Genomic DNA, 20,383 nt, shown 5'->3' with positions numbered 1-20,383 from the left:
CGCCGCGCTGACCCGCGATCGTGTCAGAGATCGACGCCAAGGAGCGCGTCGACGGCGGCGCGGATCAGGGCGGGGGCTTCGGTGTCGGCGCCGCCGTAGGCGATGGCCTGTTCGGCCCAGTTGTCGATCGCGTCGAGTGCCTTCGGGGTGTCGAGGTCGTCGGCCAGGTGCTGCCGCAGCCGGGCGACGGTGTCGGTGGCCGAGGGGCCCGAGGCCAGCGACACGGCTTCACGCCAGCGGTCGAGGCGGTGCTGCGCGGCCGTGAGCACCTCGTCGGTCCACATGCGATCGGCGCGGTAGTGACCGGCGAGCAGGCCGAGGCGGATCGCGGCAGGGTCGACACCGGCGCGGCGCAGCTTCGACACGAGAACGAGGTTGCCCCGGGACTTCGACATCTTCTCGCCGTCCAGGCCGATCAGGCCGGCGTGCACGTAGTGGCGGGCGAAGCGGCGGGCGCCGGTGATGGCCTCGGCGTGCGCGGCGGAGTACTCGTGGTGGGGGTACATCAGGTCCGAGCCGCCACCCTGGATGTCGAACTCGGCGCCGATGCGGTTGAGCGCGATCGCCGCACACTCGATATGCCAGCCGGGCCTGCCCGCGCCGAAAGGCGCCTCCCACGACGGTTCACCGGGGCGTTCGGCCCGCCAGAGCAGCGCGTCGATGGTGTCGCGTTTGCCCGGCCGGTCCGGGTCGCCGCCACGTTCGGCGAACAGCGTCTCCATGGTGGCGCGGTCGTAGCCGGATTCGTAGCCGAACTGCTCGGTGGCGTCGGTGCGGAAGTAGATGTCGGGGTATTCGGCATCGTCGACGATGTAGGCGGCGCCGGCGGCGAGCAACTTCTGCACCAGCTCCACCACCTCTTCCACCGATTCGATGGCGCCGATGTAGTGGCGCGGGGGCAGCACCTGGAGTGCGGCCATGTCTTCGCGGAACAGGTCGATCTCGCGGCTGCCGAGGTCGCGCCAGTCGATACCGTCGCGCTCGGCGCGCTCGAACAGCGGGTCGTCGACGTCGGTGACGTTCTGCACGTAGTGCACGTCGTGGCCCGCATCGCGCCAGATCCGGTTGACCAGGTCGAACGTCAGGTAGGTGGCGGCGTGACCGAGGTGGGTGGCGTCATAGGGCGTGATGCCGCAGACGTACATCTTCGCGGTCTCTTCGGGGGTGACCGGTCGGATCTGACGGTCGGCGGTGTCGTACAAACGCAACGGCGGCCCTGTTCCGGGGACTGTCGGCAGGGCGATATCGGACCAGGACTGCATGTCTTCGAGGGTAGAGCCCCTGTCGAGGTGCTCGGCTCGCGGCCCGGCCCATGGGGTTGCTCGCGGCGTCGCGGCACGGCCCGCTACCTGCACACAAACGTGTCACGGCGGCCGCGTCAAGGTTTGCGCTCGAGCAGATCCGCTGGTCACGGGGGTAGCGGGGCGAATCGTGCGTGTCGTGCCCAGTGTGCGGTCCCACCTGGGCGAACGGTTGCCATCGCGATCATTGTCACAGTCCACAATTCACAAAAAATCCCTATTGATCCCTATAGGTACCTCCGTTTACGGTCGTTTCATGACAGATCGTCTCTATTCGGTGGAGCAGGTCGCCGAACTGCTCGGACTGCATGTCCGCACCGTGCGCAGTTATGTGCGCGACGGCAAACTGCCCGCCGCGCGCATCGGCAAGCAGTACCGCATCACCCACGAAAACCTCGAGACGTTCACCGGACTGCCGATCACCACACCGCAGACGACACCGCGTCGGCATGCCGAGTCCTCCTGCATCGTCGAGATCGACGACATCGACCGCGCCACCGTCGACCGGATCACCACCCTGCTCACCGCCACCGCCGGGACCCGAGGCGGCGGCGGTCAGCGGATGCGCGTGGAAACCAGCTACGACCCGGCCCGGCACCGCCTCAAAGTGATCCTGCTCGGCAGCCTCGCCGACAGCTCCCGCCTGCTCGACTACCTGGACGGAATCCTGCGCTCATGATCTACAAATCCGACGAAGGCCGACGGCTCGTCGAGCAGCGCTACCGCGAACACCTCGACGCCTGGCCGGTTCCACGCGAGGAACTGCGGATCGACACCGGCATCGGCGAAACGTTCGTCGTGGCCTCCGGGCCGGTGCACGCACCGCCGCTGGTCGTACTGCACGGCTCAGGAGCCAACGCGAGCACCTGGCGCGCCGACATCGCGGACTGGTCGAGAAGTTTCCGCGTGTACGCGGTGGATCTGCCCGGCGAACCCGGCTTCAGCGCCCCCACCCGGCTGGCCTTGGACAGCGATGCGACCGCGAACTGGCTCGACGAGGTCGTCGACGGACTCGGCCTCGACACCGTGGCGCTGGTCGGCATGTCACTGGGTGGGTGGACCGCACTCGATTACGTCCTGCGCAGACCGGGCCGGGTCACGACGTTGGTTCTGCTGTGCCCGGGAGGACTGGGCAAGCACCGCTACGGCTGGCTCGTGAAGGCGATCGGGCTGCGGATGATCGGCAGGCACAGCGTGCGCGACATGGCACGCCTCGGCCTCGGCCTCGATGGGGCGCAAGCGGATCCGATCCTCGACGACATCGAATTGACGTTCACCCATTTCTCGCCCCGACCCGGGAAACTGCCCATGTTCCGCGACGAACAACTACGCGAAGTGGACATCCCGGTCCTGATAATCGTCGGCGAACGCGACGCCCTGTTCGACTCCGCACACACCGCCGAACGCGCCCGTGCCTTCACCCGAGGCGAGGTGCGGCTCTTGTCCGGAGCCGGGCACGCGCTGGTGAATCAGACTGCTGCGATCAGCGAATTCGTGCTCTCGCACGCGGGATGAGACTTCGGTGCCACCGCTCCCCGACGTGCGGCGACACCGAACATGATCACATCACAGTTCGCGGCACTGCATCTGCGCCGCGTCCGGGCCGAGCTGCTGGGTCGCGTAGTACGCCGCGCCAACCTCGTTGCCGGCCTTCACCGTAACGTCGGGCAGCGGCGCACCGGCCTGGTTGGTGGACGAACACACGTAGGTCTTCTCAGCCCACCAGCCGGCGGGGAACGCCTGCGCGGGCGCGGCCACAGCAGCGGCAGCACCGGTGAGCAGCAACGCGGCTGCGGAGGCGGTGACGATAGAACGGGTCGACATAGGTTTCCTCAGATCTCACGGGGATAACGAAAGTGCTTGGAGCACACTAGCACCGGCGCTGACCAGGCAACAGAGCCTCGGACACCGTGAGAAACACCAGCTACAGCCGCGGTGAGCGGACCTCAGTCGACCTGATAGCGCAGCAGCATCACCGTTTCGAAGCGCCGCGTCTCGACCAATCGCAGCCCGATCCGCTGGTCCAGTGCCGGGAACATCGGTGTGCCACCGCCGAGCACTATCGGCGAGACGTACAGGTGGTACTCGTCGATGAGCCCGTGTGGCATCAGCGCGGACGCGAGGCTCGCACCACCGACCTCCATGACGCCGTCGCCTTCGGCCTTGATCCTGCGGACCTCCTCGACCGCGTTCTCGCTGACCAGGGTGCTGTTCCAGTGGACCTCGGTGAGCGTGCGGGAGAAGACGACCTTGGGTGTGCGGGTCCAGAGTTCGCCGAACTCGCGCTGGATGGGCGGGGCGTCCTCGGGCACGTGCGGCCAGTACTCGGCCATCAGCTCGTAGAGCCTGCGACCGTTCACCGCGATCTCGAGCCCGCGGAATCTGTCGTTGTGGTACTGGTGCAGCTCGTCGTCGGGTTCGGTCCAGTCGATTCTGCCGTCGCGGTCGTTGACGTAACCGTCGACCGACACGCCGAACCCGTAGATCAGTTTCCTCATGACCGTGTAGACCTCCTTCGCGCTCGAAACTCATCGGCCTCACCTCGACGTTTCGGACACTACGGGAAGGTGTCCGACCGGATCCGTCAGGCGACACCGAGCACGAGCGCGGCACCCTCTCATCCGACTGAGGCTTCGGTGGTCAGATACACCACGAGATCGCGGGGCAGACCGTGGGTGTCGTGCAGGTAGTGGTAGTCGCTGTCGGTCAAGGGTCCGCTGAAACGACGGTGGGACAAGACCTTTCGCCCACGCTGGAGTAGCAGACCGAATTTGTGTTCCTCCTCGACCAGCAGGGTTCGCACGTCCTGGGAGCGCACGGATTGCCGGAAGTGCCCGAGGGTGTGGTCCACCAGCTCGATCGGCAGGTCGGTCAGGCTGCGGGTCGGATCGTCGCGCCACACCGTGGTGAGGGTGCGGCGGATCAAACGCCGCAGGATGTGACCACGCCCCGAGGGGGACGGGGTGACCCCGTCGCCGAGGACGACGATGCTCGATCGCAGATGGTCCGACAGCACGCGCAGCGACCGATCATCGAGCGGACCCCAGATTCGGGGCAGGGTGGTCAGCCAGGGCTCGAACAGGTCGATCTCGAAGACAGACCGCGTGTTCCGCAGGATTCGCACCAGCCGTTCCAGCCCCAGCCCGGTGTCGACGCAGGGTCGTCGCATCGGTTCGAGGCTGCCGTCAGGATGGCGCAGGTAGCGCATCATGACGTGATTCCACACCTCCACCCACCGGTCATCGGTCATCGGTGTGCCCTGCGGCATGTCGTCGCCGGTCCAGACGAAGATCTCGGAGTCGGGCCCGCACAGGCCGGTCGGGCCGTTGGACCACCAGTTCTCGTCGACGGTCGGTTCGACCGGCAGACCCAGCTCGTCCCAGGTGCGCCAGGACTCGTGGTCGGGCCCGACATGGTCGTCACCGCCGAACACCGTGACGTGCATCCGGTTCGGGTCGATACCGAAGCCGTCACGCAGCAGTTCCACTCCCCACCGCAGGCTCTGCGGGCCGCTGTAGTCGCCGAGTGACCACGATCCGAGCATCTCGAACACGGTGAGATGGGTGTCGTCACCGACCTCGTCGAGATCGGTGGTGCGCAAGCATCGCTGCAACCCGGTGAGTCGCCGGCCCAGCGGGTGGGGCCGGCCGCTCAGATACGGGGTCAACGGGTGCATCCCGGAGCTGGTGAACAGCACCGGATCCCCCGGCGAGGGGATGAGCGATCCGCCCGGTGTGAGTTCGTGCCCGCGTTCGCGGAAATAGTCGAGGAAGGTCTGAACGGTCTGGTCTGTGGTGATCATGGTGGTTGCTCCATCGAGGTGACATCGACCGGAAGCGGCCACCATGACGAACAGCGACAAGACCGACGCACGCCAGCGGACCGTTTCCGGTCGCCGGCGTGGGAGAGAAGGTCAGGCGGCAGCGACCGGCGAGCTGAGAGCTCGTGCGGTCGCGGCAGCGATTCGTGAATCGACCTTCATGGCTGCAATGTAGCAACCGGGCCGGGCGGAGCACGACCGATTATCGGCTCCGGACCTGCTGTCAGAAAGCGGGCCAGGGGATCGGACGCGAAGAGTTCGGGATCGGCATCACCGGGTGATCCAGCAGGGCCTTCGCCCGTTCGGCCAGGGCGGTGATCTCGGCGTCGGTGATGTGGATGGCCAGCGAATCGGCCACGGCGCCGGGCAGATTCGCGGCGAAGGTGGTGATGTCGGGGATCAGCGACTCGTGCACCGGCCGCCCCGCCCAGCCCCACAGCACGGTGCGCAGCTTCGGTTCGGCGTGTAAGCAGATGCCGTGGTCGACGCCGTAGACCTGCCCGTCGACACCTTCGAGCGCGTGCCCGCCTTTGCGATCGGCGTTGTTGAGTAACAGATCCAGCACCGCCATCCGCTGCAGGCGCGGATCGTCGGCGTGGATGAGCGAGACCTCGTTGCCCTGCTCGTCGAGCGCGCGCAGCACTTCGCAGAATCCCTCGGGCACTGTTCCCGGCGTGCACAGGTCGACCAGGTCGAGGCGCTGACGGGCGTCGGTGCGGTTGTCGACCGAGGTGACCCAGCGCTGCACCATGCCCGGCCCAAGCGGCCCGTCGCGCAGCACCGTTTCCGGGATCACACCCCAGCCGAGGTGTTCGGAGATCAGATACGACGCGACTTCGCGGCCCGCGAGGGTGCCGTCGGGAAAGTCCCACAGCGGCCGTTCACCACGCACCGGCTTGTACACCACCCGCAGCGGGGCACCGTCGGGTTCGGGTGCGGCGATCTCACACACCAGCGTGAGGTTGCTGGCGACGCCGATCCGGCCGACGATGTCGAGGTCACCTTCGGTGAGTACCGGCACAGGAGATCACTCCTCTTCGAGCTCGGCAGCGCCGAAGATCTCGCCGCGCTTGTACCCGTTGGTGCGCACACACATGTGCCCCCGCGAGGACAGCGGTTCCCCGCACAGCGGGCACGGTGGGCGGCCCGCCGCGATCACCCGCGCCGACCGCAACGCGAACTCGCGCGCCTGGATGGGGGTCAGGAAAACCCGCACCGCGTCGGGGCCTTCGTCGGTGTCGTCGAGCACCACCGATTCGTCGACCTCGGTCTCGGTGATCGCGAGCAACTCGACCACCACGGCGTTGGCGTCGGAATCCCAGCCCAGACCCATGGTGCCGACCCGGAATTCGGTGTCGATGGGGGTGACCAGCGGCGCGACATCGCGCACGTCCTCACCTTCGGGTGGCACCTCGGCGCCGAAGCGGCGCGCTACCTCGTCGAGCAGCAGACCCATCCGGTCGGCGAGCACCTTCACCTGCTGCTTCTCGAGCAGCACGCTCACCACCAGCGGCTCCTGCACAGCCTGCAGGTAGAACGAACGATCGCCCGGTTCACCGACGGTCCCGGCGACGAAACGATCGGGGGTGCGAAATACATGGATTGCGCGTGACACATGCACCTCCTGATACGTGACCCTGATCGACACTCACGAACACACTCCTCTAAGGAGAATCGCGGTGCCCCGCATTCCCATTATCCGCGTTCGCGGCCGCAGGTACCTCTCCACCGGGTGTCGGTGTCGTCGGTGCGGGCGCGGCCAGCGCGGAAAGATCGGCGCCGGTGTCGTTGAACTTCCACACCGACGGCCCGTGTGGGCTGTAGCGGACGACGCTGATCGAGGCCGGTTCCACCGCGATCCGCTGAAAGCTGTCCAGGTGCAGGCCGAGAGCGTCGGCCAGGATCGATTTGATGACGTCGCCGTGCGCGCACGCCACCCACAGCACATCCCGGCCCGCTTTCTCGGCCAGGGTGCGTTCGATGTCGCGGATCGCGGCGACCGCGCGCTGCTGGACCTGGGCCAGCCCTTCCCCACCGGGGAACACCGCACCCGAGGCGTGACCCTGCACGATCCGCCACAGCGGTTCGGTGACCAGTTCGGCGATCGGGCGCCCGGTCCAGTCGCCGTAGTCGACCTCGATGAGGCGTTCGTCGTGGTCGGGTTCGAGACCGAGTTTCTCGGCCAGCGGCGCCACGGTGCGCTGGCAGCGCAGCAGCGGTGAGCTGGCGATGTGTTCGATCGGCAGCATCGCGAGCCGGTCGGCCACCGCGGCGGCCTGTTCGGTGCCGCGCTCGGTGAGTTCGACACCGGGGGCGCGGCCCGCGAGGGTGCGCGCGGTGTTGGAGGTGGACACTCCGTGCCGGAGCAGGATCACCGTCATGGGACCAGCCTAACCATGGGTCGGGGTCGGGATCAGGTGGCGGAGACGACGCCGGCGGCCAGCAGGCCCAGCATCGTGATACCGAGGATGATCCGGTAGCCGACGAACCAGTAGAACGAATGCTTGCCGACGAACTTCAGCAACCACGCCACCGAGGCGTACCCGACGACGAACGCCACCACGGTGGCGACCAGCAACTGCGGCCCACTGGCATTGAGGCCCTCACCTGCCGGTTCGAACGCGTCGGGCAGGCTGAACAGGCCCGATGCCGTCACCGCGGGGATGGCCAGCAGGAACGAGAACCGCACGGCCGCTTCGCGCTTCAGGCCCAGGAACAGACCCGCGGTGGAGGTGGCGCCGGAGCGGGACACGCCGGGAATCAGCGCGAGGCATTGGGCCAGGCCCATGAGGATGCCGTCGCGGGTCGTGAGCTGTTCGATCGGACGTTCCTTCTTGCCGAAGTACTCACCCGCGGCGATCACCAGCGCGAATGCGACCAGCATGAACGAGACCAACCACAAGTTGCGGGCACCGGTGCGGATCTCGTCCTTGAACAGGTAGCCCAACACCCCGATCGGGATGGTGGCGATGATCACGTACCAGCCGATGCGGTAGTCGAGTTCGCGCTGGGTGTCGCGTTCGTGCGCGTCACGGGCACTGCGGTCCATCACCGGCAGCTTCGTGGTGACCCGGTCGCCCACCGCGACCTCGCGCTGGGACCGTTCGCGCCAGCGCATCCCGAGCGTGGTGAACCAGGCGACGAGGATGCGCCAGATGTCCTTGGCGAAGTACACCAGCACCGCTGCCTCGGTTCCGAGCTGGGTGACCGCGGTGAACGACGCACCCGCGTCGTCACCGAAGAACACGCCCGACACGATGCGCAGGTGCGCCGAGGACGAGATCGGCAGGAACTCGGTGAGTCCCTGCACCAATCCGAGTACCAATGCCTGGAACCAGGTCATCGACTCGCCCAACACGTCCTCCTGCTGACTCGCGCCCGAAAGACGGCGTCCTCCTGGGCTTTTCCTTCACCTGTGGCTGTGACCGCCACGATCTCGCAGCGACCCTACCCGTCGTCGCGGTCGGTCGTCGCCCGCCCGTCACCGAGATCGCGTTCTGCCGCGCCGTGGCACGGGTCGCCGAGCGAGGCAGCGGTGGTGCGCGCATTAGGCTGTCGCCGTGACGAATGCGCGGGCGCGGTGATGGAACAGCGAACGGTGGGACGCAGCGGACTTCGGGTGTCGCGAATCGGGTTGGCGACCCATACCTGGGGGACACATACCGATGCCGACGAGGCATCGGTGCAGTTGGCGGCGTTCACCGAGGCCGGTGGCACGCTCGTCGACCTCTCGCCCGTCTACGGCGAGGGAGCGGCGCAGCGGATCCTGGCGGACCTGCTCGGCGACCTGGTGTCGCGTGACGAATTGGTGCTCAGCGGCAGCGCGGGTGTGGTGATGCACGCGCCCGGCGCCGGGGTCGGCGACTCGGTGCCCGCGCCCGCGGCGATGGGCCCGGTGGTCGACGCGTCGCGACGCACGCTGCTCAAACAACTCGATCGGACCCTGCTCGAACTGGGCACCGACCATCTCGACATCTGGAGCATCGCCGCCTGGGATCCGTACACCCCGCTCGATGAGGTCGCGGCGACCCTCGAGACCGCGGTGCGGACCGGCCGCACCCGGTACGCGGGGGTGCGTGGCTTCGCGGCGTGGCAGTTGGCGAGTCTGGCCGCGATCGCGCCGATCAGCGCCGCGCAGACGCCGTATTCGCTGCTCGCGCGTGGTACCGAGAGCGATGTGATTCCCGCCGCCCGCCACCACGGGGTGGGCGTCATCGCGTCGGCGCCGCTGGCGGGTGGAATCCTGACCGGCAAGTATCGCGACGGTGTCCCCGCGGATTCGCGGGGTGCCGACGAGGCGACCGCGGCCGAGATCCGGCGCAGGCTCGACGACGATCGCGCGACCAGAGTGGTCGACGCGCTGGTCACCGCCGCCGACGGGCTGGGCACGTCACCGTTGGCGGTGGCGCTGGCCTGGATCCGGGATCGGCCGGGCATCGCGAGCATGATCGTCGGTGCCCGCGATATCGGTCAGCTCACCGGTGTGCTGGCCGCCGAAACCCTCGAGTTGCCGCGGGCGATCGCGGCGGCACTGGACGATGTGAGCGCCCGTTCCGAATGATGGCTAGCCTTACCTACATGAAACTGCGTGGTGTGCTGACGGCGATGCTCGCGGCGACGGTACTGACCGGCGCCGTCGCTTGCACCGGAAGCAATCCTGCATCGACTGCCAATTCCGGTGGGCCGGTGACAGCCCAGCTCGCCGACCTCGACCCCGTGCCGATCGGACCCGCGCCGAGTCCACGGTTGCCGGTGACGGTGAAGTCCCATGACGGCACCGAGGTGACGATCGCCGACACCTCGCGGATCATCGCCGTCGACCGGTACGGCACCCTCGCCCAAACCGTGTGGGCCCTCGGACTGGGCGCGAACCTCGTCGGTCGCAGTACCTCGGCGTCGTTCCCCGCCGTCGCGTCCGTGCCCAATGTGGCCGGCGGCAACGGCAGCCTCAGCGTCGAAGCGGTCCTGAACCTGCGCCCGTCGGTGTTCCTCACCGACACCACCAGCGCGGCCCCCGCCGTACGCGAGCAGCTACGCGCGGCCGGGGTGACCGTCGTCTACTTCGACCCCGATCGCAGCATGGACGGTGTCGTCCCGCAGATCGAGGCGGTGGCCACCGCGCTGGGCGTTCCCGAGGCGGGCAAGCAGCTCGGCGCGCGTACCCACGACGAGATCGCCGCCGCGACCGCCCGCGTGCCCGAGCAGGATCCACAGCCCAAGATCGCCTTCCTGTACCTGCGCAGCGCCGCGATCACCATGATCGCCGGGCGCGGCTCGGGCGCTGATTCGCTGATCACCGCGATCGGTGGCGTGGACGCGGGCACCGCCTCCGGGGTGAACGAACCGTTCGTGTCCATCACCAGCGAGGCGATGATCGCCGCCGCCCCCGATGTGTTGCTGGTGATGTCGGACGGGCTGAAATCGGTGGGCGGGGTCGAGGGACTGGAGAAGGTGCCCGGCATCGCCCAGACTCCGGCGGGCCGCAATCGACGCGTGGTCGACATGTCCGACGCGGTGATCCTCAGCTTCGGTCCCAACACCGGCCGCGTCGTCTCCGCACTGTCCGACGCCGTCTACGGCAAATCGGCATGAGCGCTCAGCAGTCGTGCCGGGCGGACCCCGCATGAGCGAAGTTCCCGACCTGACCAAAGCCGCGGACACCCCGCGGATCACCGACGCCACCCCCGATCCCCTGCCGCCCACGGGGCACCGGGGCACGCGCGTGACCGTTGTGTTCGCGGCGGCGTTGCTCGCCCTGCTCGTGCTGGCGCTGGTCTCAGCGGTGCTCGGGCAGGTCCCCACGACCGCCGCCGAGGTGCTCGGCAGTGTGGCGCACCGGATCGGCCTGGACATCGGGCCCGCGCCCGCGCATCCGGCCGGTGAGGTGACGCTGTGGGAGGTGCGGTTTCCTCGGGTAGCCCTCGCCATCCTGGTCGGGGCTTGCCTGGCGACAGCGGGTGCGTTGTTGCAGGGGGTGTTCGCCAATCCGCTCGCCGAACCCGGCGTCATCGGGGTCTCGGCCGGTGCGGCGGTCGGAGCGGGCACGGTGATCGTCGTCGGCGGCGCGTTCGTCGCCGCGTGGTCGGTGGCGGCGGCCGCCTTCGTCGCCGGGTTGATCACCACCGCCCTGGTCTATGTGCTGTCGAGGTCGAACGGACGCACCGAAGTGGTGACGCTGATCCTCACCGGTGTCGCGATCAACGCCTTCGCCGGCGGGTTGATCGCGCTGCTGCTGTTCGTCGCCAGCCCCGCCGCGCGGGATCAGATCGTGTTCTGGCAGCTCGGCAGCCTCAACGGCGCCACCTGGCAGTCGGTGGCGGTGGTGGCGGCGCTGGCCTCGGTCGGCATCCTGGCCGCGATCCTCATCGCACCACGCCTGGATCTGCTCGCGCTCGGCGATTCCGCGGCCCGCCACCTCGGTGTCGACGTGGAGCGGCTGCGCAGGCAGGTGATCGTGGTGGTCGCCGTGCTCACCGCCGCGGGCGTGGCGTTCAGCGGCATCATCTTGTTCGTCGGCCTGATCGTGCCGCACCTGGTGCGCATGATGGTCGGCCCCGGACACCGGGTGCTCGTCCCACTCAGCGCGATCGTGGGCGCGGTGGTGCTGCTGGGCGCCGACGTCGTCGCCCGCACGCTGGTCCACAACGCGGACCTGCCACTGGGCATGCTCACCTCCCTGATCGGCGGCCCGTTCTTCTTCTGGCTGCTGCGCCGCACCCGCGCCCGTGCAGGAGGCTGGGGATGACCGACACCACCCGCGAGCGCCGCGCCTGCTGGCGTTCGCTGTTCGCACGGACCCCTGACGTGCCCACGCGCCCGGAGCTCGGCACCGTCACCCTGCGCGCCACCGGGCTCACCGTCGAGCGGGGCGCCCGTACCGTCCTCGACGAGGTCGACTTCCAGGTCGCGGCCGGCGAGATCGTCGCGCTCGTCGGCCCGAACGGCGCGGGCAAGTCCAGCCTGCTCGCCGCCCTCGCCGGTGAACTCGAGCCCAGCGCCGGCGCGGTGAAACTCGAAGGCCACGCGCTCTCGCACTGGACCCCCGCCGACATGGCCCGCCGCCGCGCGGTGCTGCCCCAATCGCACGCCGTGGGCTTCCCGTTCACCGCGCGTGAGGTCGTCGCCATGGGCCGTGCCCCGTGGCTGCACACTCCCGCCGCCGGCGACGACGACGCCCTCGTCACCGCGGCACTGGCCGCCACCGACGTCACCCACCTCGCCACGCGCGTGTTCCCGTCGCTGTCGGGCGGCGAGCGTGCCCGGGTGGCCCTGGCTCGCGTTCTGGCTCAGGACACCGCCACCCTGCTGCTGGACGAACCGACCGCCGCCCTCGACCTCGGGCACCAGGAAGCCGTCCTGCGCTTGGCCGCCACCCGCGCTGCCGAGGGCGCCGCTGTGGTCGTCGTGGTCCACGACCTGGGGGTCGCCGCCGCCTACGCCGACCGGGTCACCGTCTTGGACGCGGGACGCGTCGCCGCCGACGGACCCCCGCGCGAGATCCTCACCCGCGAATTGCTCACCACCGTTTACCACCACCCCGTCGACGTCTTCGATCACCCGACCACCGGCGCCCAGCTCGTCTTGCCCGAACGCGGTCACCCCTGACGCGACGGGTTCGTCCTGATCGACCGCGACCGTGCTGCGGAAGCGTCGACACGCGGGCTTCGGCAGGGGCGGTGGGCTGAGCGGGGCTGAGTAGGCTGGGCGCCGAGGTCATTCGTCCACCGCGGTCACCATCGCACACGACGATCGGTCCCACTCGTCGCTCGCGAACGTGGCTCGCTCCTATCGCAAGAGGAGATCCGATGAGCCCCACCATCGCCAGCGTCGTCATCCCCGTATCCGATCTGGCCGCGACGAAAGCCGTCTACACCACCCTCTACGGCGAACCCCACACCGACGAGCCGTACTACGTCGGCTGGGCGGTCGGAGACGTCCAGATCGGCCTCGATCCCAGCGGTGACGTCGCGGCGGGTCCGGTCGCCTTCGCCGGAGTCGACGATGTGGACAAGGCCAGAGCAGCGGCGATCGCCGCGGGCGCGACCGAACGGACCGCCCCGCGCGAAGTCAGCCCCGGCGCCCGTATCTGTGTCCTGGAAGACACCGACGGCAACGCTTTCGGCATCATCGGCAAGTAGCGCACGAGATCGTGGCACGCACGGCCGCGATCTTTCGCCCGAATTATTGACCTACAGGTATAGAACGTCTACCGTCGAGATATGGCCCGGCCCCAGAACTTCGACACCGACACGGTCCTCGACCGTGCGATGGACCAGTTCTGGACCTACGGCTACGCCAACACCTCCCCCGCACAGCTCGCCGAAGCCACCGGCATCGGAAAAGGCAGCCTGTACAACACCTTCGGCAGCAAACGCGCCCTGTTCGACGTCGTTCTCGACCGCTACGGCCGACTCGGCGTGGCCATGGCCGAGGACTACATGTCCCGGCCCGGAACCACCCGCGAGTGTCTGCGCGAATACCTGCGCGCCGCGGTCGATCTCGACATGGCCTCGCCGACCCGGCGTGGCTGCCTCGCCGTCAACACCGCGGCAGAACTCGGCGGTCACGACGCGGCAGCCACCGCGGTGTTGCGCGGCATCGAACAGCGCATCGTCGCCACCCTGGCCGCTCGTATCGACCAGGGCCGCCGCGACGGCGACGTCGACCGTGAGGTGGACCCGAATTCGATTGCGGCCCTGTTGTTCACCACCAGCGCGGGCCTGCGTCTCATGGCGAAGACCAACGATGCCGCCCAGCTCTACCGCCTCATCGACGTAGCACTGACCACCCTCTGAAACTCTCGTCCCGCCAGCACTTTCCGCATGCCCTAATTATTGACCTGTAGTTCAAGAAAGGTACGAGCATGGATCTCGAACTCACCGGCAAGACCGCCGTCGTCACCGGAGCCTCGCGCGGCATCGGTCTGGCCGTCGCCGAAACACTCGCCGCGGAGGGCGTGCGCGTCGTCGGCGCCGCACGCACGATCACTGCCGAGCTCGACAAGGTCGCGGCCGCGACGGTCGCCGCCGATCTGGGGACCGCGCAGGGCGTCACCATGGTCATCGACACCGCGCTGGAGGAACTCGGGGGCATCGACATCCTGGTCAACAATGTCGGCGGCGGCGACCCGGATCGGCTCACGCTGGCCGGGTTCCTCGACACCACCGACGACCAGTGGCACCACTTCCTCGACATCAACCTGTTCAGCGCGATCCGGGCCACCCGCGCGGCGCTGCCGAGTCTGCTCGACCGCCGCGGCACCATCATCAACGTCTCGTCCATCAACGCCCACCTGCCCGCGGTGGGCCCCACCGGCTACAGCGAAGCCAAAGCCGCCCTCACCTCCCTCGGCAAACGACTCAGTGAGGAGTTCGGCCCGCAGGGCGTGCGGGTCAACACCGTCTCCCCCGGCCCCGTCGGCACCAGGATCTGGCGCGACGAACACCGCATCGGCGCCAAACTGGCTGCCGCCCAGGGCATCTCCCACCAGCAACTGCTCGAGGCGCTGCCCGAACAGTTCGACATCGCCTCGCGCCGGATCTCCGAAGCCGACGAGGTCGCCGCGCTGATCGCCTTCCTTGCCTCGGCCAAGTCCGCCAACATCCTCGGCGCCGACGTGGTGATCGACGGCGGCATCATCAAGACGATCTGATCTCACTCGCGCAGTACCTCGGTATCGGATCGAGGTACCGCGCGGGAGGGATGTGGTCGGGCATGTGGCGTTCCTAGCGTGAGTGACATGCCCACAGTCTCGAAAATCGCCGCCACGATCGCTCTCGCCGGAACCGTCGCCGGTGCCGGAATCGGTGTCAGCTCAGCCGACTCCGCACCGGCCGGTGCCGCGCAGCGAGTCGCGGTGATCGGCCTCGGCGGCACCATCGCGGGCACCTCCGACCGGCGCACCGACCTCGAAACCTATCGGCCGGGCACCCGCCCGATCGCCGAACTCGTCGACTCGCTGCGCCCCGAAATCGGTGATGTCGCCGCCGTGACGACCGAGGACTTCGGGCAGAAGGGATCCGGCGAATACACCGTCGCCGACCTCTACGACCTGGCGCAGCTGGTCGAACGTCGCCTCCGCGACCATGATTCGGTCGTGGTCAGCACCGGCTCGGCCACCATGGAAGAACTGAGCTACTTCCTCGACCTCACCGTGCGCAGCACGAAACCCGTGGTCGTGACCGGGGCGATGCGACCGTGGACCGCGATCGGCAGCGACGGACCGATCAACCTGTACAACGCGATCCGCCTCGCGGCGAGCAACCGCACCACCTGCTTCGGCACCGTCATCGCCCTCAACGAGCAGATCCTGCCCGCCCGCGACGCCACCAAGACCGACTCGACCCGCGTACACACCTTCACCACCCACGAATACGGCGACCTCGGCACCATCGACCAGGCGGGCATCCGTGTGCAACGCGCCCCCGCCCGCGTCCAACGCTGCGACGACCCCGCCCGCTGGACGACCCCGTTCGACCTCACCACGATCCCCCGCGACACCCTCCCGCGTGTCGACATCGCCCACAGCTACCTCGACGCCCCCGCCGAGGCGATCACCGCCGCCGTCGCCGCGGGTGCCAAGGGCATCGTGTTCGCGGGCACGCCGTCTCCGAGCCAGGCCAACGCCGCGATGGCGACCAAGGGCATCGCCCTGGTCGCCACCAACGGCTACGGCTCGGGCGCGATCACCGTGGACCCGAAGACGGGCGTCGTCAGCGGCGGCGACCTCGCACCGAAGAAGGCGCGCCTGCTGCTCCTGCTGGCCCTGGCCGCAACCGCCGACCACGACCAGATCGTGGCCTGGTTCCGCGATTACGGCAATCAGCAGTTCTGAGCGGGCTATTTCCAGATGATCTTCAGCAGGGCCGGGGTGAGTACCATCCGGATGATCGTGGCGTCGATGATCAGGGCCACGATCATCCCGTAGGCGATGTATTTCATCAGCACCAGATCCGAGAACCCGAACGCCCCGGTCACCACGATCAGGATCGCGGCCGCCGAGGTGATCACCCCACCGGTGTGGGCCACGCCGTAGCGGATGGACTCCGCGGCATCGGCGCCCGCGGCCCGTTTCTCGGCGATCCGCGACAGCAGGAACACCTCGTAGTCGGTGGACAATCCGAAGATCACCGTCACGATCAACGCGACCACCGCGAACATCAGTGGTCCCGGCGTGAACTGGAATGCCCCGGACCCGTGCCCTTCCACGAAGATCCAGGTCAGCACACCCAGGGTCGAGACCAGGCTGAGCGCGCTCATGGCGACGGCCTTCACCGCCAGGACCACCGACCGGAACGCCACGATCATCAATGCCAGCGCCGCCGCGATCAGGATCGCCAACAGCAGCGGCAACCCGTCGATCAACCCGTTGATGCTGTCGCGTTCGAGCGCGGGGATGCCGGCGACCATCACCTGCACGCCCGGCGGGGCGGGCAGCGCACGCAGTGCGTCGATCACGCGGTCGGCGTCGCGTTTGTCGCCGAGCCCGGCGGAGAGCACGTTGACGTTGTCCTTGGTCGCCGCCGCGGGTTCGAACCGCCCGGTGAGTCCGGGAACCTGGTTGGCCTCGAACCGGATATCGCTCAACTGCTGGGGTGAGGCACCGACCACGATCAGTTTCAGCGGTTCGGTGCGAAAACCGGGAAACAGGTGATCGAAGTCTTCCTGGGCCACCCGCGCGGGGTTGTCGGCAGCCAGGTACTTCTCGCTGATCCCACCGAACTCGATGTGGCGCAACGGAATACTCAGCGCCAGCAGTCCGAGCACGATCGGGATCACCACCGCCCACGGCCGTCGCATCGCCCACTGCGCCAGCCGGGAGAAGAACCCGGCATCGATCTCGGCTTCGGTCTTGCTGCGCGAGAAACGTTTCCAGCCCAGCCAGTCGATCCGGTGGCCGGCGATACTCAAGGCGGCGGGCAGCGCGGTGACCGACAACAGCGCCGCCAGCATCACCGCGGAGATGCCGCCGTAGGGCACCGAGCGCAGCACCCCGTTCGGGAAGATGAACAGCGCACCGAGGCTCAGAGCGATGATCGCCGCGGAGAACAGCACCGTGCGCCCCGCCGTGGCGACGGTCCGCGCGGTCGCGTCCTCGACCGATCGCCCGGCCGAGAGTTCCTCCCGGAACCGGGTCACCGTGAACAGTCCGTAGTCGATCGCCAACCCGAGCGCGACCAACGTCATCACCGCGCTGGCGAACACGTTGACCTCGATATGGGCGGTGAGCACCCGCAAGATCCCGGAGGTGCCGAGGATGGTGAGCCCACCGATCAGCACCGGCAGCAGTGCGCCGATCACCCCACCGAACACGAAGTACAGCAGAATCGCCACGATCGGCAGGGCGATGATCTCGGCGCGCTTGATGTCGTGCTGCATTCCGATGTTGATGCCCTCGACCACCGGCTGTAGCCCTGCCAGCTGCACTGTCGTCCCGCCGGGCCCGGCGCCGGGGACATCGGCGTGCAGGTGGGGCTTCAGCGCGAGGTAGTTGTTGACCGTCGCGGTTCCGCCGCCCCCGGCCAGCCCGATGCTGGCGAAGGCGTGCTGTTTGGTCGGGTCGGAGGCATTGGCGGAGAAGGGGCTGTCCCAGTAGCTGTCGATCTTGTGGATGCGCTCACCGTGTTGTTTGCGCAGGTCGGCCAGGGCGGCCGTCACCGGTCCGCGGACGGCGGGATCGTCGACAGTGGTGCCGGGTGGGGCGGTGTAGATGACGATCAGATCGCCGTCGGTGTCGCGGCCGAAAGTGTCATCGGCCAGTTTGGACGCCGCCACCGACTGACTCGACTCGTCGAACCAGCCCTCCTGGGTGTAGCGGTCGGCGAGGTCGCGACCGAACCACCCCGAGATCAGCACGGTCAGCACGAAGAAGCCGAGCACGAGGAATCGGTGGCGGTAGACGAACCTGCCCCACCGCACGGATCGAGATTCGCGCATCTCAGCCGCAGGCGGCGGTGCGGTAGTCGGCCGAGCGCAGGATGCCACACAGGTCGGTGCGCGAGATCTTCCACTTACCGTCGAGCAACACGAAATGCACGATGGTGGTGCGCACGTTGGTACCCGAACCGTCCTTGTCCAGGCGCATGGTGGCGGTGAGTGTGCCGTCACGGTTGTCGAAGACCGGGTCGACGACGCCGTACACCGCGTGGGGGTTGTCGCGCAGCGCCTTGTACATGTCGGGGATGGCGTCGGAGAACGCGGCGCCGTCTTCGATCAGTTCAGTGCGTTCGACATCGGGCAGGCCCGGGTCGAGCGCGCGTTTGATTTGCGCGTCGAGCTGTTGGGCGGTCGGCAGCGGCACATTGGCCTTGCTGGCCGAGGTCGCGACGGAGGAAGCGAGGGAGGCGTTGGCCGAAGACCGTGCGGCGTCGACCGAGGCCTCGTCGGTGGTTCCCGCGCACGCGGCGAGGGCGACGAGGGCCGTGAGGCAGGCGGTGGCCGCAGCGGCCCTGGCGGAAAGTGTGGAAGACATCACCATCTACATACCATCAATGACGGCACTGATCCGTCCCAGGATGGCGCGAACTGTGGAGATGTCACTGGTTGCGGGCGCCTCGACAGGGTCGGCGTCGAGGAGCAGATCGCGCACGAAGGCGCTGACGCTGCGTTCGTCGCCGAGGTCGATGTCGGTCACCTGAGCGTGGGCTTGGGCCACCACATCATCGGATCTGGGCACCGCGTCGCCCAGGTCGGCGCGATAGATCTGCACTGTGAGGGTGGCGCGGTGGGTGCGGAAGGCGAAGGGGTGACCGTCGTCGGTGGTGCCGAAGCCGTGGGCGAACGGTCCCACGGAGATGTCATCGATGCCGAAACCCGCTGGTGTCCGGTCGGTCATCGTGGGGATCTCCTGCCGTTGCATGGCAATCAATTGCTCGACACGTCAACAGTAACGCGCGTCACCGACAGCTCCGACGCCAGATACCCGGTCGGAGCTACTGGTGAGTCATCATGGTCAGATGGTGATCAAGGCAGTCACCTCGTGCGGATTGAAGGAGTTCGGTGCATGCGCCCTCGTGGCTCGGTCGCCTCTGCGTTGGTCGGCGCGGCGGTTTTGGTGGTACTGACGGGGTGCAGCGGTGAAGACGGCGGTGCCGACGTGCCGACCAGGGCGCCGGCGACCGCGGCGGTCTCGCCCGCCGCGGTCGATCCCGCGGGGCAGGTCTTCGCCGCGGTCGCGACCAAAGCACTGCTCGCCGAGCGCTCGACCGGTCTGCTCGCCGCCCTCGATACCGCGGGCACCACGCTGTCGCTGATCGACCCCGCCGCTCCGGCAACCTCACGCGCGGTCGCCCTCCCCGCCGCCGGCGCGTCGCTGGCTCAGGGCAAGCCGGGAGAGGTCCTCGTCGCCGCCCCCGACCGGGTTCTGCGGGTAGACGCGGGCACGGGCGCGCTCACCGAGACCGCTGTCGCCGGTGACGTGCACAGCGTGCACACTCGCACCGACGGCACACTCGTCGTCGGCACCGCCGACGGCACCGTGCGCGAACTGAACGCCGACGGCACCGTCACCCGCACGATCACCGGCCTCGTCTCGGCCGACGCGATCGCGGTGACCGGCGAGAACATCACTGTGCTCGACCGCAAGCAGACCGCCGTCGTCGCGGTGGGCGAGGACGCGCTCGGCTTGATGCTGCGCGCCGGCGACGGTGCCACCAACGCCATCACCGACCCGCACGGCCGCATCATCGTGGCCGACACCGCGGGCGGTGAACTGCTGGTCTACACGGCCGGTCCGCTCGTGCTGCGCCAGCGTTTCCCGGTATCATCATCGCCTTACGCGCTCGCTTACGACTCGCGGTCGGAGCTGGTGTGGGTGAGCGCCACGCTGAGCAACGAGGTCGTCGGCTACGACCTGTCGACCGGCATCGGTGTCGAGGTGGCCAGGCTGGCGACACTGCGCCAGCCCGACGCGATCACCGTCGACGAACGCACCGGCGACCTGTTCGTCGCCTCGGCCGCGGGCGATGGCCTGCAGCGGATCGGCGTGCAAGAGCAAAAGAGAGGGCAGTGATGGCCACACCTCGCAATGCGCGCTCGGCGTTACCGCCGAGCTGGGAAACCAGCAACGACGACTACGAATACGTACCCCTGCGGCTGCCACCCGAGGTCAACCGGGTCACCGCCTCGATGCGACTGGCCATCCAGGCCGAATTCGGTGGCTGGGAGTTGTCCCGGGTACGCGCCTACACCGACGGCAGTCGCCGGGTGCTGTTGCGCCGCCGCAAGAATGCCGTCCTGCCTGTGCCCGAACCCGGATTGTGAG

Annotated in this window: 23 protein-coding genes; 12 read left to right on the top strand and 11 right to left on the bottom strand. The window is 68.3% G+C overall.

Annotated features, from left to right (window positions below):
- Positions 1-23: 23 nt before the first annotated feature.
- Positions 24-1,262 (bottom strand): cysteine--1-D-myo-inosityl 2-amino-2-deoxy-alpha-D-glucopyranoside ligase, encoded by a 1,239-nt coding sequence (gene mshC, locus ACWF99_RS01810; protein WP_452534034.1) that lies wholly within the window; start codon positions 1,260-1,262, stop codon positions 24-26.
- A 295-nt stretch (positions 1,263-1,557) separates the two neighbouring features.
- On the opposite strand from mshC, the gene ACWF99_RS01805 reads away from it, so the two are divergent.
- Entirely contained in the window at positions 1,558-1,980 is a 423-nt protein-coding gene (locus tag ACWF99_RS01805; RefSeq protein WP_452534032.1) for a helix-turn-helix domain-containing protein, read from the top strand.
- Positions 1,977-2,816: an alpha/beta fold hydrolase gene (locus ACWF99_RS01800; protein WP_452534030.1), complete on the top strand. Its 840-nt coding sequence runs from the start codon at positions 1,977-1,979 to the stop codon at positions 2,814-2,816. The genes ACWF99_RS01805 and ACWF99_RS01800 overlap by 4 nt, the downstream gene beginning before the upstream one ends.
- A gap of 51 nt (positions 2,817-2,867) precedes the next feature.
- Here ACWF99_RS01800 and ACWF99_RS01795 read toward each other — a convergent pair whose 3' ends face one another.
- The 7 genes from ACWF99_RS01795 to ACWF99_RS01765 all read right to left on the bottom strand — a co-directional run bounded on the left by ACWF99_RS01795 (position 2,868) and on the right by ACWF99_RS01765 (position 8,476).
- On the bottom strand, positions 2,868-3,125 hold the full coding sequence (locus ACWF99_RS01795) for a hypothetical protein (protein WP_194828263.1): 258 nt from the start codon (positions 3,123-3,125) through the stop codon (positions 2,868-2,870).
- A gap of 122 nt (positions 3,126-3,247) precedes the next feature.
- Positions 3,248-3,799, bottom strand: coding sequence for a dihydrofolate reductase family protein (locus ACWF99_RS01790; RefSeq protein WP_452534028.1), 552 nt, complete (start codon positions 3,797-3,799; stop codon positions 3,248-3,250).
- Between the two features lie 119 nt (positions 3,800-3,918).
- The gene (locus tag ACWF99_RS01785; protein ID WP_452534027.1) at positions 3,919-5,103 is read right to left on the bottom strand and encodes an alanine--tRNA ligase-related protein; all 1,185 of its coding nucleotides are present in this window, start codon (positions 5,101-5,103) and stop codon (positions 3,919-3,921) included.
- A 241-nt stretch (positions 5,104-5,344) separates the two neighbouring features.
- Positions 5,345-6,142, bottom strand: a complete 798-nt coding sequence (locus ACWF99_RS01780; RefSeq protein ID WP_378629078.1) for an SCO1664 family protein — start codon at positions 6,140-6,142, stop codon at positions 5,345-5,347.
- Between the two features lie 6 nt (positions 6,143-6,148).
- The gene (locus tag ACWF99_RS01775; protein WP_056820470.1) at positions 6,149-6,736 is read right to left on the bottom strand and encodes a DUF3090 domain-containing protein; all 588 of its coding nucleotides are present in this window, start codon (positions 6,734-6,736) and stop codon (positions 6,149-6,151) included.
- A 49-nt stretch (positions 6,737-6,785) separates the two neighbouring features.
- On the bottom strand, positions 6,786-7,502 hold the full coding sequence (locus ACWF99_RS01770; RefSeq protein WP_452534025.1) for a histidine phosphatase family protein: 717 nt from the start codon (positions 7,500-7,502) through the stop codon (positions 6,786-6,788).
- Between the two features lie 32 nt (positions 7,503-7,534).
- Positions 7,535-8,476, bottom strand: coding sequence for an undecaprenyl-diphosphate phosphatase (locus ACWF99_RS01765; RefSeq protein ID WP_378629074.1), 942 nt, complete (start codon positions 8,474-8,476; stop codon positions 7,535-7,537).
- 228 nt (positions 8,477-8,704) lie between these two features.
- Between ACWF99_RS01765 and ACWF99_RS01760 the strand changes: the two genes are divergently transcribed.
- From ACWF99_RS01760 to ACWF99_RS01725, 8 genes are all read left to right on the top strand, one after another.
- Positions 8,705-9,682, top strand: a complete 978-nt coding sequence (locus ACWF99_RS01760) for an aldo/keto reductase (protein ID WP_378629072.1) — start codon at positions 8,705-8,707, stop codon at positions 9,680-9,682.
- Positions 9,683-9,699: 17 nt separating this feature from the next.
- Positions 9,700-10,713 carry a heme/hemin ABC transporter substrate-binding protein gene (locus ACWF99_RS01755; protein WP_378629071.1) on the top strand — a complete coding sequence of 338 codons (1,014 nt, stop codon included), beginning with the start codon at positions 9,700-9,702 and terminating at the stop codon, positions 10,711-10,713.
- A gap of 31 nt (positions 10,714-10,744) precedes the next feature.
- The gene (locus ACWF99_RS01750; RefSeq protein WP_452534022.1) at positions 10,745-11,866 is read left to right on the top strand and encodes a FecCD family ABC transporter permease; all 1,122 of its coding nucleotides are present in this window, start codon (positions 10,745-10,747) and stop codon (positions 11,864-11,866) included.
- Positions 11,863-12,726 carry a heme ABC transporter ATP-binding protein gene (locus tag ACWF99_RS01745; protein WP_452534020.1) on the top strand — a complete coding sequence of 288 codons (864 nt, stop codon included), beginning with the start codon at positions 11,863-11,865 and terminating at the stop codon, positions 12,724-12,726. The genes ACWF99_RS01750 and ACWF99_RS01745 overlap by 4 nt, the downstream gene beginning before the upstream one ends.
- 200 nt (positions 12,727-12,926) lie before the next feature.
- The gene (locus ACWF99_RS01740; RefSeq protein WP_378629065.1) at positions 12,927-13,259 is read left to right on the top strand and encodes a VOC family protein; all 333 of its coding nucleotides are present in this window, start codon (positions 12,927-12,929) and stop codon (positions 13,257-13,259) included.
- 81 nt (positions 13,260-13,340) lie between these two features.
- Positions 13,341-13,916: a TetR/AcrR family transcriptional regulator gene (locus tag ACWF99_RS01735; protein WP_452534019.1), complete on the top strand. Its 576-nt coding sequence runs from the start codon at positions 13,341-13,343 to the stop codon at positions 13,914-13,916.
- A gap of 68 nt (positions 13,917-13,984) precedes the next feature.
- Positions 13,985-14,773, top strand: coding sequence for an SDR family oxidoreductase (locus tag ACWF99_RS01730; protein ID WP_452534017.1), 789 nt, complete (start codon positions 13,985-13,987; stop codon positions 14,771-14,773).
- A gap of 87 nt (positions 14,774-14,860) precedes the next feature.
- The gene (locus ACWF99_RS01725) at positions 14,861-15,955 is read left to right on the top strand and encodes an asparaginase (protein WP_452534015.1); all 1,095 of its coding nucleotides are present in this window, start codon (positions 14,861-14,863) and stop codon (positions 15,953-15,955) included.
- A gap of 5 nt (positions 15,956-15,960) precedes the next feature.
- On the opposite strand, the gene ACWF99_RS01720 is transcribed toward ACWF99_RS01725, so the two are convergent.
- The 3 genes from ACWF99_RS01720 to ACWF99_RS01710 are packed head-to-tail and all read right to left on the bottom strand — an operon-like array spanning position 15,961 to position 18,955.
- Positions 15,961-18,039, bottom strand: coding sequence for an MMPL family transporter (locus ACWF99_RS01720; RefSeq protein WP_378629057.1), 2,079 nt, complete (start codon positions 18,037-18,039; stop codon positions 15,961-15,963).
- 19 nt (positions 18,040-18,058) lie between these two features.
- On the bottom strand, positions 18,059-18,592 hold the full coding sequence (locus ACWF99_RS01715; protein ID WP_378629055.1) for a hypothetical protein: 534 nt from the start codon (positions 18,590-18,592) through the stop codon (positions 18,059-18,061).
- Between the two features lie 6 nt (positions 18,593-18,598).
- On the bottom strand, positions 18,599-18,955 hold the full coding sequence (locus ACWF99_RS01710; protein ID WP_452534014.1) for a hypothetical protein: 357 nt from the start codon (positions 18,953-18,955) through the stop codon (positions 18,599-18,601).
- A 168-nt stretch (positions 18,956-19,123) separates the two neighbouring features.
- Here ACWF99_RS01710 and ACWF99_RS01705 point away from each other — a divergent pair, with 168 nt between their 5' ends.
- Both ACWF99_RS01705 and ACWF99_RS01700 read left to right on the top strand, forming a co-directional pair.
- The gene (locus ACWF99_RS01705) at positions 19,124-20,131 is read left to right on the top strand and encodes a YncE family protein (RefSeq protein WP_378629051.1); all 1,008 of its coding nucleotides are present in this window, start codon (positions 19,124-19,126) and stop codon (positions 20,129-20,131) included.
- The gene (locus ACWF99_RS01700) at positions 20,131-20,382 is read left to right on the top strand and encodes a DUF5703 family protein (RefSeq protein WP_378652767.1); all 252 of its coding nucleotides are present in this window, start codon (positions 20,131-20,133) and stop codon (positions 20,380-20,382) included. Before ACWF99_RS01705 ends, ACWF99_RS01700 begins: the two co-directional genes overlap by 1 nt.
- Position 20,383 lies beyond the last annotated feature (1 nt).

This window comes from Nocardia sp. NPDC055002, from assembly GCF_053608825.1.
Note: the sequence above shows the minus strand (reverse complement) of the source record. Positions and strands in the feature narration are given on the sequence as shown.

What these genes read in the sequence shown, in the direction of transcription:
- mshC (WP_452534034.1), bottom strand. Translation starts at nt 1,262, where the DNA reads ATGCAGTCCTGGTCCGATATCGCCCTGCCGACAGTCCCCGGAACAGGG.
- ACWF99_RS01805 (WP_452534032.1), top strand. Translation starts at nt 1,558, where the DNA reads ATGACAGATCGTCTCTATTCGGTGGAGCAGGTCGCCGAACTGCTCGGA.
- ACWF99_RS01800 (WP_452534030.1), top strand. Translation starts at nt 1,977, where the DNA reads ATGATCTACAAATCCGACGAAGGCCGACGGCTCGTCGAGCAGCGCTAC.
- ACWF99_RS01795 (WP_194828263.1), bottom strand. Translation starts at nt 3,125, where the DNA reads ATGTCGACCCGTTCTATCGTCACCGCCTCCGCAGCCGCGTTGCTGCTC.
- ACWF99_RS01790 (WP_452534028.1), bottom strand. Translation starts at nt 3,799, where the DNA reads ATGAGGAAACTGATCTACGGGTTCGGCGTGTCGGTCGACGGTTACGTC.
- ACWF99_RS01785 (WP_452534027.1), bottom strand. Translation starts at nt 5,103, where the DNA reads ATGATCACCACAGACCAGACCGTTCAGACCTTCCTCGACTATTTCCGC.
- ACWF99_RS01770 (WP_452534025.1), bottom strand. Translation starts at nt 7,502, where the DNA reads ATGACGGTGATCCTGCTCCGGCACGGAGTGTCCACCTCCAACACCGCG.
- ACWF99_RS01760 (WP_378629072.1), top strand. Translation starts at nt 8,705, where the DNA reads ATGGAACAGCGAACGGTGGGACGCAGCGGACTTCGGGTGTCGCGAATC.
- ACWF99_RS01755 (WP_378629071.1), top strand. Translation starts at nt 9,700, where the DNA reads ATGAAACTGCGTGGTGTGCTGACGGCGATGCTCGCGGCGACGGTACTG.
- ACWF99_RS01750 (WP_452534022.1), top strand. Translation starts at nt 10,745, where the DNA reads ATGAGCGAAGTTCCCGACCTGACCAAAGCCGCGGACACCCCGCGGATC.
- ACWF99_RS01745 (WP_452534020.1), top strand. Translation starts at nt 11,863, where the DNA reads ATGACCGACACCACCCGCGAGCGCCGCGCCTGCTGGCGTTCGCTGTTC.
- ACWF99_RS01740 (WP_378629065.1), top strand. Translation starts at nt 12,927, where the DNA reads ATGAGCCCCACCATCGCCAGCGTCGTCATCCCCGTATCCGATCTGGCC.
- ACWF99_RS01735 (WP_452534019.1), top strand. Translation starts at nt 13,341, where the DNA reads ATGGCCCGGCCCCAGAACTTCGACACCGACACGGTCCTCGACCGTGCG.
- ACWF99_RS01730 (WP_452534017.1), top strand. Translation starts at nt 13,985, where the DNA reads ATGGATCTCGAACTCACCGGCAAGACCGCCGTCGTCACCGGAGCCTCG.
- ACWF99_RS01725 (WP_452534015.1), top strand. Translation starts at nt 14,861, where the DNA reads ATGCCCACAGTCTCGAAAATCGCCGCCACGATCGCTCTCGCCGGAACC.
- ACWF99_RS01715 (WP_378629055.1), bottom strand. Translation starts at nt 18,592, where the DNA reads ATGTCTTCCACACTTTCCGCCAGGGCCGCTGCGGCCACCGCCTGCCTC.
- ACWF99_RS01710 (WP_452534014.1), bottom strand. Translation starts at nt 18,955, where the DNA reads ATGACCGACCGGACACCAGCGGGTTTCGGCATCGATGACATCTCCGTG.
- ACWF99_RS01705 (WP_378629051.1), top strand. Translation starts at nt 19,124, where the DNA reads ATGCGCCCTCGTGGCTCGGTCGCCTCTGCGTTGGTCGGCGCGGCGGTT.
- ACWF99_RS01700 (WP_378652767.1), top strand. Translation starts at nt 20,131, where the DNA reads ATGGCCACACCTCGCAATGCGCGCTCGGCGTTACCGCCGAGCTGGGAA.